Source organism: Jannaschia pohangensis, from assembly GCF_900113875.1.
In the GTDB taxonomy this organism is placed as follows: Bacteria; Pseudomonadota; Alphaproteobacteria; order Rhodobacterales; family Rhodobacteraceae; genus Jannaschia; species Jannaschia pohangensis.
The window spans coordinates 288,592-304,745 of sequence record NZ_FORA01000003.1 but is presented as its reverse complement, the minus strand read 5'-3'; the positions used below and the strand labels follow the sequence as shown (position 1 = coordinate 304,745).

12 protein-coding genes are annotated in these 16,154 nt (G+C 65.0%); 5 read left to right on the top strand and 7 right to left on the bottom strand.

Annotated elements, in window-relative coordinates:
* The first annotated feature begins 136 nt into the window (after window positions 1-136).
* Window positions 137-2,893, top strand: a complete 2,757-nt coding sequence (locus tag BM002_RS12610; protein WP_092781523.1) for a S8 family serine peptidase — start codon at window positions 137-139, stop codon at window positions 2,891-2,893.
* Window positions 2,894-2,989: 96 nt separating this feature from the next.
* Here the strand turns inward: BM002_RS12610 and BM002_RS12605 are convergent, their stop codons facing one another.
* Window positions 2,990-3,682 (bottom strand): sugar transferase, encoded by a 693-nt coding sequence (locus BM002_RS12605; protein ID WP_092781520.1) that lies wholly within the window; start codon window positions 3,680-3,682, stop codon window positions 2,990-2,992.
* 599 nt (window positions 3,683-4,281) lie between these two features.
* On the opposite strand from BM002_RS12605, the gene BM002_RS12600 reads away from it, so the two are divergent.
* Complete coding sequence (locus BM002_RS12600; protein WP_092781517.1) at window positions 4,282-5,472, top strand: polysaccharide pyruvyl transferase family protein; 1,191 nt, start codon at window positions 4,282-4,284, stop codon at window positions 5,470-5,472.
* On the opposite strand, the gene BM002_RS12595 is transcribed toward BM002_RS12600, so the two are convergent.
* From BM002_RS12595 to BM002_RS12585, 3 genes are read right to left on the bottom strand one after another with little or no spacing between them, the layout of a single operon-like run.
* A complete protein-coding gene (locus tag BM002_RS12595; RefSeq protein WP_092782187.1) occupies window positions 5,460-6,680 on the bottom strand; it encodes a glycosyltransferase family 4 protein in 1,221 nt (406 codons plus the stop codon). The two genes, BM002_RS12600 and BM002_RS12595, sit on opposite strands and share 13 nt — an antisense overlap.
* 11 nt (window positions 6,681-6,691) lie before the next feature.
* Window positions 6,692-8,353: a glycosyl hydrolase gene (locus BM002_RS12590; protein WP_092781514.1), complete on the bottom strand. Its 1,662-nt coding sequence runs from the start codon at window positions 8,351-8,353 to the stop codon at window positions 6,692-6,694.
* A gap of 12 nt (window positions 8,354-8,365) precedes the next feature.
* Window positions 8,366-9,667, bottom strand: a complete 1,302-nt coding sequence (locus BM002_RS12585) for an FAD-dependent oxidoreductase (RefSeq protein ID WP_092781511.1) — start codon at window positions 9,665-9,667, stop codon at window positions 8,366-8,368.
* 157 nt (window positions 9,668-9,824) lie between these two features.
* On the opposite strand from BM002_RS12585, the gene BM002_RS12580 reads away from it, so the two are divergent.
* The 3 genes from BM002_RS12580 (at window position 9,825) to BM002_RS12570 (ending at window position 12,558) form a co-directional block, all read left to right on the top strand.
* Window positions 9,825-10,799: a glycosyltransferase family 2 protein gene (locus BM002_RS12580; protein ID WP_245749239.1), complete on the top strand. Its 975-nt coding sequence runs from the start codon at window positions 9,825-9,827 to the stop codon at window positions 10,797-10,799.
* A gap of 22 nt (window positions 10,800-10,821) precedes the next feature.
* A complete protein-coding gene (locus BM002_RS12575) occupies window positions 10,822-11,727 on the top strand; it encodes a sulfotransferase family protein (RefSeq protein ID WP_092781508.1) in 906 nt (301 codons plus the stop codon).
* 240 nt (window positions 11,728-11,967) lie between these two features.
* Window positions 11,968-12,558, top strand: a complete 591-nt coding sequence (locus BM002_RS12570) for a calcium-binding protein (protein ID WP_092781505.1) — start codon at window positions 11,968-11,970, stop codon at window positions 12,556-12,558.
* 66 nt (window positions 12,559-12,624) lie between these two features.
* On the opposite strand, the gene BM002_RS12565 is transcribed toward BM002_RS12570, so the two are convergent.
* The 3 genes from BM002_RS12565 to BM002_RS12555 are packed head-to-tail and all read right to left on the bottom strand — an operon-like array spanning window position 12,625 to window position 16,015.
* The gene (locus BM002_RS12565) at window positions 12,625-13,698 is read right to left on the bottom strand and encodes a glycosyltransferase family 4 protein (RefSeq protein ID WP_092781502.1); all 1,074 of its coding nucleotides are present in this window, start codon (window positions 13,696-13,698) and stop codon (window positions 12,625-12,627) included.
* Window positions 13,695-14,537, bottom strand: coding sequence for a sulfotransferase family 2 domain-containing protein (locus BM002_RS12560; protein WP_092781499.1), 843 nt, complete (start codon window positions 14,535-14,537; stop codon window positions 13,695-13,697). Before BM002_RS12560 ends, BM002_RS12565 begins: the two co-directional genes overlap by 4 nt.
* A 17-nt stretch (window positions 14,538-14,554) precedes the next feature.
* On the bottom strand, window positions 14,555-16,015 hold the full coding sequence (locus BM002_RS12555) for an oligosaccharide flippase family protein (protein ID WP_245749238.1): 1,461 nt from the start codon (window positions 16,013-16,015) through the stop codon (window positions 14,555-14,557).
* Window positions 16,016-16,154 lie beyond the last annotated feature (139 nt).

Sequence of the window (16,154 nt, the reverse complement as noted above, 5' to 3'; positions counted from 1 at the left end):
CCCGGCACCGCCTAGGCGCTGCCACTTTACCGTCCGAAAAACAGTCTGAAAACCTCCTCCCTTCACTCAGGGGAGTGCCCTTTCGACTGCCAACCTGACCTGTCCGGCGAAATCCGGGCAGCCCCGGAGACATGACATGCCGATTCCTACCGATTCGACGCATTCCGTCGAGTTTCTTCTGTCCGACCCCCGTACCCGCAACTCGTGGTTTCTCGAAAACGGTCGCTACTCCGATCTGCGCCTTGATGTGGAAAGCGTCTGGCTCGACTATTCCGGCGAGGGCGTCACGGTCGGCGTGATCGACTCCCAGATCGATTTCCTTCACGAGGACCTTGTGGCGGCCTATGACCACAGCCTCGATTTCAACTTCTCTCAGCGCAGCGATACGCCCGATCTTGGCGACCGGCGCTATCTTGATGACCACGGCACTCTCGTGGCGGGCGTGATCGCCGCAGAAGGGGGCAATGGCGTCGGAGGTGTCGGGATTGCCCATGGTGCCACCTTGGTCGGGCTTGCCATGAGCTATGCGGACTCCGATGTCGTTGAACAGGCCATCGCTGCCCTGCGCGCCGGGGCCGACCTCGACGTGCTCAACGGAAGCTGGAGCTTCACGACCAATTTCGAAGACAACTTCCGGCGGGGCGCCTTCTCCGATCTTGCGGACGCGTTGGAATTCACCGCCACCACCGGCCGTGACGGCCTTGGCACCGCCATGGTCTTCTCGGCGGGCAACGTCGGGACACGCGGGTCCTCGAACTACCACAACGTCCAGAATTCGCCCTATGTCATCGCCGTCGGCGCCGTCTCTCAGGATGGTTCCGCCGCAAGCTTCACCAGCATCGGGGCCAACGTTCTCGTCTCGGCCCCGGGCGTGGATATCGCAACCACCACCGTCAATGACCGCTATGACGCCCCGGATGGCACATCCTTCTCGGCCCCCATCGTCAGCGCGGTAATTGCCCTGATGCTGGAGGCGAACCCCGACCTCGGCTATCGCGACATCCAACAGATCCTTGCGATTTCTGCCAGCCGCGAAGGTCTGGGCGAGGGCGCTGCCATGGGCGACGGCTGGCGCACGAACGGCGCCGACAACGTCAACGGCGGCGGCATGCACTACAACGACGCTTTCGGCTTCGGGATGGTCAATGCCCATGATGCCGTTCGTCTGGCGGAAACCTGGAACCAGCAGCAGACCGCCGAAAACCGCGCCAGCGTCGAGGTGACAGGCCGTGTGTCGGAGACGATGGTCGCGGGTGAAAACGACGTCGTCACCTTCGAAATCGAGGTCGAAACGGCGATCCGCGCCGAACATGTTCAATTGGCCATCGATCTGCGGTGGCTGAACACGGCCGATATCGACGTCTATCTGATCAGCCCCGACGGGACCTCCGTTCGTCTGATCTATGACCTGCCCGCAGAGGGGCGCGCGGGATCGGCAACCAACTTCACCTTCACCTCCGTGGCGTCCATGGGCGAGATGGCGACCGGGACCTGGCGTGTCGAGATCCACAATCGCGACCCCGAAGCCGCGGATCGGGACGGCAACCCGATGACCGGTCTTGTCGACGACTATCGCCTCACCGTGCTTGGCAATGACCGCGACCTGAACGACGACACCTATTTCTTCAGCGATCAGTTCTCCGAGATCGTGGCGGCCACGGATACGGCACGCCAGAGCCTGCGGGACCGCGACGGCGGCACCGACACGATCAACGCCGCGATGGTCACCAGCGACACGCGGATCGACCTGACGGCCATGACCGTCACGATGATCGACGGTCTGGCCATCAACCTGATCGCGGGGCAGATCGAGAATGCGGTGACCGGCGACGGCGACGACATCCTGATCGGCGACGACGGCGACAACTTGCTATACTCCGGGCGCGGCGACGATATCGTTATCGCGAGTTTCGGCGCGGACATCGTCGATGGCGGGGCCGGGATCGACATCTACCAGATCAACGCACCGCTCAGTTCGGTTCAGATTTTCCTGTCGGAGACGGGTGACTTCCTGATCAGCCTTCTGAACAGTCTCTTTGCCACAGTGGCGAACTTCGAGTTCTTCCATTTCGCCGATATCGAGATTAGCGCCGCCGACCTGCGCGCCAGCGTCGAGACGGGAACGCCTGCGCCGACGGATCCCGTGGACCCGGAGCCGGACCCCGAACCGGAACCGCAGCCTGAGCCCGAACCGCAGCCTGAGCCCGAACCGGAGCCCGAGCCGGAACCTGAACCGCAGCCCGAGCCGGAACCTGAACCCGAGCCGGAACCTGAGCCTGAACCGGAACCCGAGTTTGGCAACGTCTACATTGGCGACCGGGGGGACGATACCTACCGCGGTACTGCCGAAAACGATCGCATCGTCGGCGGCTCCGGCCATGACACGCTGGGTGGTCGTAGTGGTGAAGATCTTATCGATGGCGGTGCGGGCAACGACAACCTGGTGGGAGGCGATGACAATGACGTCGTCATCGGTGGCAGTGGACACGATACGTTGTCCGGCGATGCCGGCGATGACATCCTGAGTGGAGACAGCGGCTATGATGTGCTCCGCGGAGGCGATGGTGACGACACCCTGGACGGCGGCATGGGGCGCGATACGCTTTCCGGCGGCGACGGGGCGGATACCTTCGTCTTCAATGTGAACGACATCAACGCCATCGACACGATCCGCGATTTCGACGTGAGCGAGGGCGACCGGATCGTCGTCAGGGGACTGGCCGAGAATTCCGATGCCGATATCCGCGTGGTTCAGGATGGTCGCCATGCCCGTCTCGAACTGCATGACGGCGACGATATCCAGGTCGTGGCGTTCATCCAGAACGGCGGCCGGATCGAAAACCTGGGGATCACCACCTTGACCGACGATGGCGATACATTCGTCTACGGCTAGGGTCGCCCCGGTCGCTTTTCAAAACAAGGGCCGCCGCAGTTCTCACTGCGGCGGCCCGAACTCGTTACAGAAAACCAAACCTATCGGCCAGCGGCGCTATTGACCCGTACGCCGCAGCATCACGCCGGCGGTCCGCGCGATGATCGAGATGTCATTCAGCAAGTTGTGGTTGCGGAAATAGGCCACGTCCATCGCAACGCGGGTATCGTAGTCCACCTCGCCGCGGCCAGACACCTGCCAGACCCCCGTGATACCCGGCTTCACCGAAAGATAGCAGTGCTTGTATGTCCGGTACTTGCCCAGTTCTTCGGCCGTCACGGGCCGGGGTCCGACAAAGCTCATTTCACCGCAGAGCACATTCCAGATCTGCGGCAACTCATCGAGGCTGGTCCGCCGCAGGAATCTGCCGAGCGGCGTGATCCGGGGATCATCGGCCAGCTTGAAATCCCGGGCCCATTCAGCAGCAGCATCGGGGTTCTCGGCGAGATGTTTGGCCAGCGCGCTCTTCGCATCCACCACCATGGAGCGGATTTTCCAGCACCGGAATTCTGCGCCATCCTTTCCGATCCGTCTGTGGCCGAAGAACCCCGGCCCACCGTCAAGACGGGTCAGGATATACAGAACCGCAATCACCGGAACCAGAATCGGCAGCAAGACGATTGCGAAGGCCACGTCGAATGCGCGCTTGAGCGGCGACGCGATCCCCGCGTTGCGATCATATCCGGCAATTGGACGAGTTGATAAAGCGCCCTCGGCAGACGAGGACGACCAGACATCGGCAGTTTTCATCGAATTTTACCCTTACACACCCCCGAGGCCTACGAAGACCCCGCAAAACCAAGACTGGCATACGCTTCCAGCGGCCTTCCGTAAAGGAAAGTGGCGGAAGTTTGTCACGGACTCGTGACAAGCAATGGTTTTTCGTGAATTTTTAATCGTTTTGCACCTGCAGCAGAACGATAAATAGGCAGCCTTTTCCTCAATCCGACATCGCGAGAATCGGCCGATTCTGACGAGAATCGCTTCAATTGGCTGTTTTTCAATAAAGATTACCGAATCGCCCCCTCATGCGAGGGGGTAACTGCAGAGGAGACGAGAGCCCCCCGAGAGCTCGGACGATGATGACAAAAGAAGCATGCTGCACATGCAACCGCCGCCAGGGGCCGAACAGACTGGTTCCGGCACCGCGTCAGGGGAAGACTTTTGCGCAGTCGCCGTCGAAGCCGCGCCTCGGGACGCCCTGCATCGGTCCGATCCCAAATTGTGCTCGCCAGTCGGTCTTTACCTCGATGTTTCGATAGCCCTATGAACGGACGAACTCGTGTGGCGAAGGTCGTGTCCGGCTTGGCCGATATCCTGTCCCGCTCGCTGTTTGAAAGACCCGCGCCATGACGAACGCCCCCGCCGTCGCCTGCATGAACGTCAAGTTCAGTCCCAATCTGGGCGACGGGCTTCTGTCGGAATGTCTGGAGCAGGCGCTGATCGCGGCCGGGGCCGACCCCGGGACACGCTCAGTCGATCTTGCCGGGCGCAGCACCTACGGCGATGCGATGGCGATGCGGGGGACGGCCCTTGCGGTCCTCGACGCGCTGCCCGGTCCGGTCCGGCGTCAGGCCGTCCGCCTGCCGCTGCGCCTGCAATCGATGCGCAAGTGGGGGCCGCATTATGACCGGGAACTGGACGCCATGGGGGCCACGGCCATGGTGATCGGGGGCGGCAACCTGATCGCCGATCTCGACCTGAACTTTCCCACGAAGTTGGATCTGGCCATGAGACATGCCGCCGCCCGCGCCCTTCCCGTGGTGATCTTCGGGTGCGGCATGGGGTCGTCGTTCACCGACGAGGGCCTGCGCCGCCTGCTCCGGGCGTTTTCACGCCCGAACCTGCGCGCGGTCTTCCTGCGCGATGCAGCGTCGGTAGCGACATGGGACCGGTTGATCGGGGCCAAAACCGGTTTGATGGCGCAGGTCGTGCGCGATCCGGGTCTGCTGAGCGCCACGGCTCATCCCGCACCCCCGCGCTCCGCGCGCGACACGCCTGTCATCGGTCTCGGCCTGATGAGCCACGTGGCGATCCGCTATCATTCGAAGGCGCAGGTGACCGAGGTCGGCCTGCGCGCCTGGTATCTCGACGTGGCCCGTGCACTGCGTGCGGCGGGCGCACAGGTGCGTGCCTTCACCAACGGCAGCCCGGAGGATGTGGCCACCGCCGAACAGATGCGCGCCGACCTCTTGGCGATGGATGTGCCATTGGACCGGCCGACGACCCCGACCGAACTGTCGACCCTGGTGGCGGATTGCGATGCCATCGCAGCCTATCGCATGCATGCGGTCATCGCGGCCTATTCCCACGGCGTGCCGGCGCTGGCCCTTGCCTGGGATGCCAAGGTCGCCAGTTTCATGGCCTCGGTCGGACGCGACGACTGGCTGGCCGACCCCGCGACATTGCCCGCCGATGCGGCGGCGCGGCGCATCATGACGGCGGCCGAAGAGGGGCTTGATATGGATGTCCACGCCACGGTTCTGGCCGAGGCGCAGGCCGATGTCGCCCGCGCCTTCGCGGTGCTTCAGTCCGCCTGAAGCGCGCCGCGCCAAAGCTCAATCTGCCCGTCGATCCAGGCGTCCGGTGTGGTGCAGACCGGCGTTTCCGCGTCAAAGCCCCTGCGGCTCATGTCTGCGATGACGTCGGGCGGGGTGTCCATCACGGCGCGCAGGCCATCGGCAAAGGCCACCGGGTCGCGCGCATTCACAGACCAGCCAAGCCCTGTTTCCGCCAGTTCCCGGGCCAGAAGCGCGCTGTGCGAAACCATCGCGGGCAGGCCCGACATCACGGCTTCGGCGGCAACCAGCCCGAAGGGTTCGGGATAACGGGACGGCATCACGAGTGCGCGCGCCGTGGCCATCTCGGCGGCCAGGCCAGCGCGGTCCATCCAGCCGGTGAAGCGCACGCCGGGGTGGGCGGCGCGCAGCGGCTCCAGCAGGGGACCATCGCCCACCACGGTCAGGGGCGCTCCCGCTCTGGCGGCGGCGGCGACCAGATCCTCGATCCCCTTTTCCGCCTCGACCCGCCCGGCAAACAGAAGGCGCGTCCCGGCCTCGGCCCGCACCCGCGTCTCGGTCAGCCTTTCGGCGGGGTTGCGCAGCGGATACAAGAGGTGGCCCGGATAGCCGACCTTCTCCAGATAGGGTCGCATTCCCGGATGGATCATCAGAATGCCACCCCAGGGCGCGTCCGTCGGCATCGTCCGCCGCAGAATGGCCTGCCGCGTCACGCGCCAGGCTTTCTGGGCGCGGCTGCGCTTGTCGCAATTGCTGGCAAGGCAGGCAGGCGACAGGGGGCGCAGCTCGCAGGGGCGCATCGCCGGATAGTTCATGTAACCGCCGTTCGGGCAGGCCAAAAAGAAGTCATGGGCATGGATAAAGACCCGCGCCGCCACCGGGCGCAGCGCCGAAAACAGAGACGGCGTCAGGGCCTTGGACCAGGAATGGACGTGATAGACCGTCTGCGCGTCGTCCTGCCGGGCAATGAAGTCGGCGATACCATCGCGCATCGCTGGATCATAAAGGCCCAGCGTCGCGGCCCGGAGCGGATGGGATTTCATCAGGGGCAGGCCACCTAGGTTCACATGGGTTGCCCCCGTGGCGGCAAGATCGGGGTTGTCCAACGCGTCGCCCGCGATGAAGGTGACCGGGATGCCCCGCTCCCGCAGAAGCCGCGCCTGCAGCAGTGACAGGCCCGTGGCCCCGCCGCGCGCGATGCTGGCGTCGTTCAGGATGACAACTTTCATGTTCGCCCCCGTCATTCGTGCCGCAGGGTGATGCGATAGCCGATCACATCCCCCCGGGGCGTTCCATTGGGGCCGACCGCGATGTCCAGCGTCTGACCTTCGGCAAGGGCGATGCCGTTGCGGGTGATGTCGAAAGGGTCCTTGCCCGATGCCTCGGCCAGAACCTCGCCATCGAGCGAGATGGTAACGGCGATGCCGTCGGCGCTTCGGTCCGGCACGTCGAAGCGCGCCTCAAGGGTCAGAACCTGGTCGACCGGCGCGACATAGCGGTGCAGGATCTCGACCGGGTCGGCGGGACCGCCGCCGGGCACCAGTGTCTCCGCGGTCAGGCGCAGGGGGCGCAGGGCAGGGACGCCCAGATAGGGGAACCAGGGCGTGCCCGAAGCCTCTTGCCCCGGCAGGGTGACCAGATCAATCCGCGTGCCGCCGCGTCGCGCGAACCGGTCGAAGCCGTCGCTCGGAGCCGGGTCGCCGTTCGCGGCCGGATAGGCGAACTGGTGATAGCTGTCGGCGGCGATGTCTGTTCGGGCGGCGATGGCCTCGGCCCCATCGGCGTGCAGCAGGACCAGGGGTTCCTTTTCGCTCAGGGTTGCGGGGGCGGTGACCACCGCGCCTTCGGCATCCAGAACGGTGACCCCCTCGGGCAGGTCGAGGCCGCGCGGCGCGCCCCAGACAATGGTCACGTCGCCGCCGAAGCGGCAGGCATAGGTGAAGGGGTCGGGCGCGGCATCCCTGACGGGCCGACCCTCCATCCGCTCGGCGATCAGGCGGAAGGCCCGACCCGCCGATGTCACCCGTCCGCCGTCCGCCACCAGCGGCACCAAGCCGTCTCCTCGCTCATTGAACGGATACCAGACGGCCCGCGTCACCCCGCCAAGCGCCATCTGGCAATAGTTGCGCAGGAAATGCCCCGCGGCGCGGGCCGGATCGGGATGGCCGAATTCCGTCACCTCGATCGGCAGGCGCGCGGCATCCGGATGGCGACGCAGCACGGCCAACTGCCGGACGAGTTGCTCGGCCGGGGTGGTGTAGGGGTGGATGGCCAGCGCGTCCATGTGCTCGGCTCCGCCCGCGTCCAGCACTTCCCAGAGCCAGCCCGCCGGGATCGAATGGGTCGCCCCGCCGAGGATGCGCAGATCGGGGCGGACCGCGCGAACCTGTGTCGCCGCACTTGCCAGAAGCGGCACATAGGCGCGGGCACGTTCCAGCGGCGACATCTCGGCCAGGGGGCCGCGCACAAAGTTCACCCCGTTGAATTCATTTCCGATTTCCAGATGGTCGAGGTTGGGGAAACGGGTCGCCACCTGCGCCGCGAAACCGCCGAAGGCGTCGATTGCGGCGGGGGTATGCGGCGTGTCCCCGTCATCAAAGAGCGGATTGCCCCAATTGAGCACGATGCCCGCCGCGATCCCCATTTGCGCCATCTGGTCGGGGAAGGTCAGCCGCGCACCGTCAAAGCGGATATCCCCCGCCCGTTGCTCGGCCCGGGTCCAGCTGAGCCCGTCGCGCAGGTCGCGCACACCCAGGGCGGTTGCAAGACGAGTCAATCGCGGCGTGATGCCCTGGCCCATGTTCGACGCCGCCCCCAGACGCGGCCCGGTCACTTCCTGGCCAGAGGCGGGGGCGGCCAACAGCAGGGCGAGGGCAAGGCAGGCAAGGCGCATGGCGTTCATGGTCTTTCGGGCTCAGGTCGGGGCGTCGGCCAGCACTTCGGCCACCCGCCGGATGACGCCGCTGGAAGTCGGAAGATACTCGAATCGGCCCTGGCGTCCCACCGGAAGCACCGCCGCAGCCGTGACCCGGTCAAGAACCGCCTGCGCCCGCGCCTTCTGCCCGCGGGCATAAAGCGGATAGGCCCCGGGTAGCAGGCCATGCCCCTCGAGCCGCAGATCCTTGCCGAGACCGCAGTCGTCGAAATGCGCCACCGTCTGGGCAAAGGCATCGGCTGGATCGGGAGAGGCGCCGGGCGGCAGGGTCACTTCGACGGTAAAGAATGCCCGGTCGATGTCGGGCGTGGGATAGATGCGGGAGTAGATCGTCGCACGTTTCCAGCGACCCTTGCTGTGGAAGTTGTAGAGGACGTTGCCCGTTTCGGGATGCAATGTCTCGGCCGAGACGAAAAGTGACATCAGGTCCAGCGAGACGAGCCCCGAGTCCACTCCGAAAAGCATCCGATGCAACGCATCGAGCGGCATGGCCCCGACCACCGCATCGGCCCGGAACGCGCCGCCCGATGTCTCCACCCGCGTCCCCGTTGTGTCGCGGGACAATCCGGTGACGGGGGTATTCAACTCGAATTGCACGCCGCGCGCCCGTAGGGCGGCAACAATCGGATCGAAGATCGCGCCATAGCCGGACCGGGGTCGCACGAGAAGGGACGGACGGGACTGCGGTATCGTGTCCTGCTTGCGGAGCATCCGGGTGGCTGTTCGGGTCAGTGCCGCAAACTCGGTAGATTTGGCGACAAAGGCCATCCGGTGCAGAAAGAACTCCTCGTCGATCTGATCGGCGGGGACGTGGTGAAAGCGAGTGACGTAGTCACGCAACCCGGTCTCGCGGTAGATCGTATCGCCCAGACGACGGCGGCAGATCGTCTCCAGCGAGCCATCTCGCTGCACCGCGAACCGCTGCACCAGCAGATCGCGCAGCGCCCGCAGCTTTCGCCCGGCGGGCCAAGTCATCACGTCTTCCGGCTGGATCGGATAGTGTCGCAGGCTGCCGTCGGGCGTCAGGCGGCGCTGCTGTCGTTGCACGGTCGGACACATGTCTGCCTTCGCCCCCGGCAGATCGAAGAGCCGGGCCCCCGCCTCATAGAAGATGCTCCCGAAATCGAAGGTGTAGGGGCCGATGGTCTTGCTTCGGTGCGCGCCTCCGACCCGGTCGCCCATTTCCAGCACCGTGACCCGTGCGCCCGCCGCCGACAGCCGGTCCGCCGCCGCCAGTCCCGCAATTCCGGCGCCCAGAACAACAACGTCCGAGCAGGTCACGTGTCCTTCCCGGAAATGGAAACGGCCAGACAGGTACGCCCGAGCGCCCCGCGATTTGCATACGCAGCATTCATTGTACCGTACCCTTACCCCGCGCGAAGGCTAGCGCGTGCAGGCCTTTCCGACAATAGGTTTCACCCAGGCCTGTCGGTGTTGATTGACACGCTTGTCCGCCGTCGCCATCGTGGAGCCGCCCGATTGCGCCGCGCTGCAGAAAGTTTTCATGTCGAATCCAGCATCCCGATTGGCCGTTGTCATCTGCTCTGCCGGTCGCCCCGATTGTCTGGCCGATCTGGTCCCGTTTCTGGACAATCAGAGCCGCCCCGCCGACCGGGTGATATTTTCGGTGCCGGGGCCGGAACACATCGGGTTCGATCCCGCTCCGCGCTTTGGCCACGGCACGCGGGCCGAGGTGATCCACCCCCCCAAGGGCCTGCCGAGACAGCGTAATGCCGGGCTGGATGCGCTCGCCGGGGATGCCGACATTGTGGTCTTCTTCGACGACGACTTCCTGCCCTCGCGCCACGCATTGGCCGGGATCGAACTGGCCTTTGCCGCCCGGGGGGACGTCGGGGGCATGACGGGTCATCTGATCGCAGACGGCATCAACGGGCCGGGTTTCGATCACACGGAGGCCGCCGAGATGGTTGCCCGGTGGGACAGCGATCATCCCGAACCGACCGAGGGCCGCGTCCTGCGTCGCAACCTGGCGGGGCTTTATGGGTGCAACATGGCCTACCGGGTGTCCAGCATCGGGGATGCGCGGTTTGACGAGGCGTTGCCGCTCTATGGCTGGCAGGAGGACATCGACTTTGCCGCCCGGATCAGCGGCGCCCGGATCAAGACCGATGCCTTTGCCGGTGTTCACCGCGGGGCCAAATCGGGCCGGGAAACCGCCGGTCAGCGCCTCGGCTACAGCCAGATCGCGAACACGTGGTATCTGTGGCGCAAGGGCACGATGACCGCGCGCTTTGCCTTGCGGCTTGCCACGCGCAACATGGCGGCGAATCATCTGCGGATGCTGCGACCCGAGCCTTGGATCGACCGGCGCGCCCGGGCGATCGGCAATTGGCGCGCCCTTTTCGATGTGGCCCGGGGTCGCGCCGACCCTGGACGAATCCTGACCTTGTGACTCGTATCCCGAAGGTGACTCGATGACGAACGACAGCCCCGCCGTCTCCCGACCCGAACTGATGCCGAACCTCTTTGTCATTGGCGCCTCAAAATCTGGGTCGAGCGCGCTCCACGCCTATCTGCGGCTGCATCCCGAAATCCGGATGAGCGACGAAAAGGAGCCCTGTTTCTTCGTCGATCAAGGCGATCTGGAGGCCGCGTGGCCGGTCATGGCGCACCGGCCCTGCTCCCATGATTGGGAGGCCTATCTGGATCTTTGGGCGGGTGGCGAGGGCGCACGCTACCGTGGCGAAGGCAGCGTCTATTATTCCCAGGCCCCGCATCGGTCGGGCGTGGCGGGGCGGATCGCGGCCGCCTGTCCCGACGCCCGGATCATCTACATCGTCCGAGAGCCCGTGGAGCGCGCCATAGGTCACTATTGGCAGCGCGCCAAGGAATTCCAGGAACCCCTGCCGCTGGATGAGGCGATCCGCGACAATCCGATCTACCGCGACACGTCGAACTATGCGCTGCAATTGGACGAATACCTGTCTCATTTCCCCGCCGCGCAAATCAAGGTCGTGGTGGCGGAGCGGCTGCGCGCCCGCCGCCGCGAGACGCTGGACGATCTTGTGGACTGGCTTGGGCTGACGCCGTTTTCGCCCGGGGAGGAGGATCTGCGCGCGCGCCATCAGTCGCCGCCGACAAGCCGCAGGGCGCGGTTGCCGGGTGTCAAGATGATCCGGGACTCCAAGGCCTGGCAGGCGGCTCGCGGCTTTCTGCCCAAGGCCGCCGTGGACAGCCTGCGGGCCCTTGGAAGTCAAAGCTTCCGCAAGGACGAGGTGGATGACACGGCCGCCCGCGCGGCATTGGCCGCCAGCCTTTCGGCGGAAACACACCGATTCCTTGCCATGACAAATGAATCGATCCCCGAGTGGGAGAAATAAGACTCAGTTGCCGATTTTTTTGGCATTTCGCTATTACGCATTGATTTCGATGGCGATATTGCCCGACGTCCAGCCTAGCAAGGGGCCGCAAAGGCTGGTTCATCGGCAATCTACGGCCGATCTTCGTTGACATTCTGTTAATTTGAAGGCAATTCTCCGCCATCGGCAAGAAATTGCCAAGCGATAGAATCCTGCCATCAAACGACCACGCAGACCGAGCCTGGAACTGGAGTAACAAGTATGAGTACACCCATTCAATCCGACCGCGCCATCGGCGATGACGGCGACAATGAAATTCTGACCGGCAACGGTTCTGACCTGGTCCGCGCGGGGCTTGGAAACGACACTGTCAAGGCCGGCGGCGGCGATGACAATGTCTATGCCGAAGGTGGCGACGACAACGTGCAAGGCGGCACCGGTCGCGACAAGCTCGACGGCGGAGAAGGTAACGACTACATCGACGGCGGTGCGGGCGCTGACCGGCTTTACGGCGGCGAGGGCGATGACACCCTGCGCGGTGGTCAGGGCGACGACGTTCTCTACGGCGATATTCGCGGTGATCGCACCGGTGGCGCGACGGGCGCCGATGCCTTCCAGTTCGACAGTGACGACGGCAATGACAAGGTGTTCGACTTCGTATCCGGCGTCGACCGTATCGAGCTTCTCGATGACGAAGTCTTCAGCTTCGAATACACCGCCAGCGGTAATACGATCATGACCTACGGTGACACGACGGTCACATTCTACGACTCGACGGTCACGGCCGCAGATGTGGTTTACCTCGAAGGCGCACCGCAGATCGAACAGATTGTGGTAGAAGAAGCCTTCTGATCGCATCCGCGACGATAGTTTGGGAAGCGGGGGCCTTCGGGCCCCCGTTTTCATGTCTGGCCACGCTCAGAGCAGGGGCGCGATCACCGACCACAGCCGATCTCCGGCGGCTTGCCAGCCGAGCTCGGCGGCGCGGGACCGCCCCTGTGCGACGAGTTGTCCATGGGCGTCGGGATCGCCGAGCAGGTGGCGGATCGCCCTGACCCAGTCGTCGGTGTTCTCCGGGTCCACCAATTCGGCAGCCGCGCCGCAAACCTCGGGCATGGCGCCGGCCCGCGCCGCCACCACCGGACATCCGCAATGCATGGCCTCTACCGGGGGCAGGCCGAACCCCTCGGTCAGGGACGGGAAGGCAAAGACGGCCGCCCCCTCGTAGAGCGCGCGCAATTCGCCGTCAGAGACGAAGCCGGTAAAGATCGTGCCCTCGGGCGGGGTCCAGCCTTTGGCACGATAAGCCGCCTCGGGCGCGCCGCCCGCTACCACCAGCCGCACATCGGCCAAGGCGGGGTCGGACATGGCGGCAAAGACCCGGCGGATGTTCTTGTAGCCCTTGGTTGATCCCAAGGACAGAACATAGCGTTTCCCGTCAAGGCCATAGCGCGCCAGTGTGCCTGCGTCGGCAGGCGTGTCTAGGATATGGTCGGTTCCGTTGTGAACCACGTCGATCTTGTCGCGGGTGCCGATGCCATGGTCGGCCAGCGACCTGCGGGAAAAGCCGGACACCGTCAGGATCCGCCGTGCCCGCCGCCCGATCCAGGGCGAGAGCGCGCGGTAGCCGCTGGCCTGCCGACCCGAATAATCCTCGGGGTGCAGGAAGGTCTGGGCGTCGTGGATCATCACCACCGAATTGCCGTGCAGCAAGGGGGCGAGGTTGCAGAAATTCACCAGCAGCGCGCCGCGCGCCAGGCCGGGAAGGGTCAGCATTTCCCACCCCTGCCGGACGCCGAACCGGCCCGGACAAACCTCGGGGGCGAGCGTCGGAAAGGCCGGGTCAACCGGCACGTCGCGGGGTGCCACGAGGCGCACATCGGCGACGCCTGCGGCCCGGTCCATCAGCAAACTGGCGTAATGGGCGGCGGTGCGATGCACCCCGTTGAGCGGCTCACCCAGGAATTTCCCGTTGATGACGATGCGTTTCATGCCCGGGCCTCGCTGGCGGACAGGGCTTCGGCGTGGAGCGCCGCGTCGCATGCATAATGGTCGGCGATGAATGCCTCGACATCCGCCCCCAGATCGACCCCGGCATAGCTGCCCCTTGCGTTGTCGAAGACCGGGCTGCGGGTCCAGAGCGGATAGATCGCCTTCTTGACCGCCCGCGGCATCAGCCAGCGACCGGCAAACCGTGCGGCAGGCTGCAAACCCCGTGCCCAAGCCTTCGGCTGGCGGCGGACATGGGTCTTTTCGACCGTCAGCGACAGGCCGAGAGCCTCTTCCAACCAACGCTCCAAAGCAGCGGAAGCATCCATGGGGAAAATCGCGGTGACCTGCCGCCCGCCGTCCAGATCGGTGAAATCCGTCTGACGGCCAAAGTGGATGTACTGCGCCTCGATGATCGGTCCGTCCTGCCGGGCAAGCCATTCGCAAACGCGGGCGGCCTCGGCGGCAACGCGCGGGTCATCGACGGTCAGGGCGCCCGCATCCTCGAATTCGCGGAGACGTTGCAGCAGAGCCGACAGGAATCGGTCGCGCGGCGCCCGCGTCAGACAGAAGGACCGGCAGGCCGTAAAGGCCGCCCAGGAGGCTGTGAAATGCGTCCGCATGGTGGCCAGGGGGATATGCGCGGGATGGATGGGCCCAAGGTCGGGGTGGTCCCAAGCAGCCTGAATCGCGTCTTCCACCTCGGCTTCGGGGATATTCAGGTCAGCGGCAAGTGGGCGGTGATCGGCAGGGCCAAGTCGGCTCAGGGCGGCGCGCACACTCTTGCCCGCGTTCTTGGGGATATGCAGAAAGCAAAGCCGGTGGTCAGGCAGGTATTCCATGGGTCGGCCTCCTTGGTTCAGCCCGAAAACACGCGGAGAGTGAACACCCCGGATCGCGCGGCGATAACCGTCGTCGGTGCGGCCAATACCAGTGACCAGATCAGCCCGACCGTCAGACGCGCGCCCGGACCATCGGCAAGGGCCTCGGCGACGTAAGGCCAGCTCCAATTGAGCACGAGGCCGTAAACCAACACCAGCGCGGTGGCCACCATCAACGTCCGCACGGCACGCCCGATGGCGACGCCGCCAATCCGCCGGATCACGACAAGGCCGCTCGCAATCATCCCCACACCAATGGCCGCCTGGGACCAGGCCAAAGTCTCCAGGCCGAACTGCGCGGCCACAAAGACCGAAGCGACAGTGATCACGGCCCAGACCAGGTTGAAGACCATCACGACACTTGTTCGCCCCAAGGCCGAGAAAACCGGCTCGATCATCAGGGCGCTATTCACGACGGCGCGGGTCGCCATGGCATAGGTCACGGCCACGGCTGCCAGGTAGGCTGGATCGAAGAGCGTTTCGATCATCGGGCCGGCAAAAACGATCAGGACGGCGGCGGTGCCCCCGGTCAGGAAGGCTGTGGTCCCGGTAAAGCGGGCCAAAATGGGGGCAAGGTCATGCTGAGCCCGTCCGCCCGCGCCGAACTGGGTCAGCGCGAAACTGCGCAGCGGTTGGCCCATGACATCCACCGCCCCGCCGGCGATGCGGGTTCCGAAGCGGTAAAGCCCCGCCTCGGCCGTGGTATAGATCGCCCCGAGCAGCAGATCTCCGGCATAGCGCGACAGGAAACTCATCAATCGCGCGCCGTAGAGCCCCCCGGAAAACCCCGCCGCCTCCCGGGCCAGAGTCCGGTCGAAGGTCATCGCGGGCCGGTCTCGGGTGAGCACCGCAAAGAGCAGCAGGCCCGACACGATTCGCAGATAGCGAAAGGCGACCAGCGCATAGAGCGATTGCCAGGCCCAAAGCAGGATCACGCCGCCCACCAGGGCCGTCAGGTTCTGCACGAACATGATGACGAAATGCCGTTCGATCCGCTGTCGCCGCAGCAGCACCGCCGAGGCCCAGGCCACCGCCCCCGCAACGGGCTGTGCAAGGGCCAGAAGAATCAGGACCGGCGCCAGTTCGGGCGCGTCGAAGATCCACGAGATCGGCACTGCGAGGACGACCAGCACCAGCGCCGCGGCCGTCGCCAAACCGCAGATCAGCCAGAAGCTGACCGATAGGACGCTGCGGTCATCGGCCCGCGAATTGATGACGAACTGATAGAACCCCGTGTAGGTCAGCGTCTGGATCAACAGGACGAAAACGACGCCGAGGGCATAGACGCCGTAATCGGCCGGCGCCAAAAAACGCGCCGCCAGAAGCGTGATGACGAACGTCGAAATCTGCTGGAGGGAGCGCGACAGGAAGGCAAAAGCCGCCATGCCGCTCCGCTTCATGCGGCTGCCCCCCGCCCGATGGCCGTCCGTATCGTTCAATGCGCGGATCCTCGTCACATTTACCGGTCTTCAACCTCGGGGCGAGAGGAAGAGGTCTCACCCAAGGAGTCCTGCGCGTGTTGACGCTTGCGGTCAAGGCGCGGGGGGCGAGTTGCGCATTCATCCCGTCTCGACCAGT

Bases quoted from the DNA above. Each gene is read 5' to 3' on its own strand.
- BM002_RS12575 (WP_092781508.1), top strand. From the start codon at position 10,822: ATGACGAACGACAGCCCCGCCGTCTCCCGACCCGAACTGATGCCGAAC.
- BM002_RS12570 (WP_092781505.1), top strand. From the start codon at position 11,968: ATGAGTACACCCATTCAATCCGACCGCGCCATCGGCGATGACGGCGAC.
- BM002_RS12605 (WP_092781520.1), bottom strand. From the start codon at position 3,682: ATGAAAACTGCCGATGTCTGGTCGTCCTCGTCTGCCGAGGGCGCTTTA.
- BM002_RS12595 (WP_092782187.1), bottom strand. From the start codon at position 6,680: ATGAAAGTTGTCATCCTGAACGACGCCAGCATCGCGCGCGGCGGGGCC.
- BM002_RS12560 (WP_092781499.1), bottom strand. From the start codon at position 14,537: ATGGAATACCTGCCTGACCACCGGCTTTGCTTTCTGCATATCCCCAAG.
- BM002_RS12600 (WP_092781517.1), top strand. From the start codon at position 4,282: ATGACGAACGCCCCCGCCGTCGCCTGCATGAACGTCAAGTTCAGTCCC.
- BM002_RS12590 (WP_092781514.1), bottom strand. From the start codon at position 8,353: ATGAACGCCATGCGCCTTGCCTGCCTTGCCCTCGCCCTGCTGTTGGCC.
- BM002_RS12610 (WP_092781523.1), top strand. From the start codon at position 137: ATGCCGATTCCTACCGATTCGACGCATTCCGTCGAGTTTCTTCTGTCC.
- BM002_RS12565 (WP_092781502.1), bottom strand. From the start codon at position 13,698: ATGAAACGCATCGTCATCAACGGGAAATTCCTGGGTGAGCCGCTCAAC.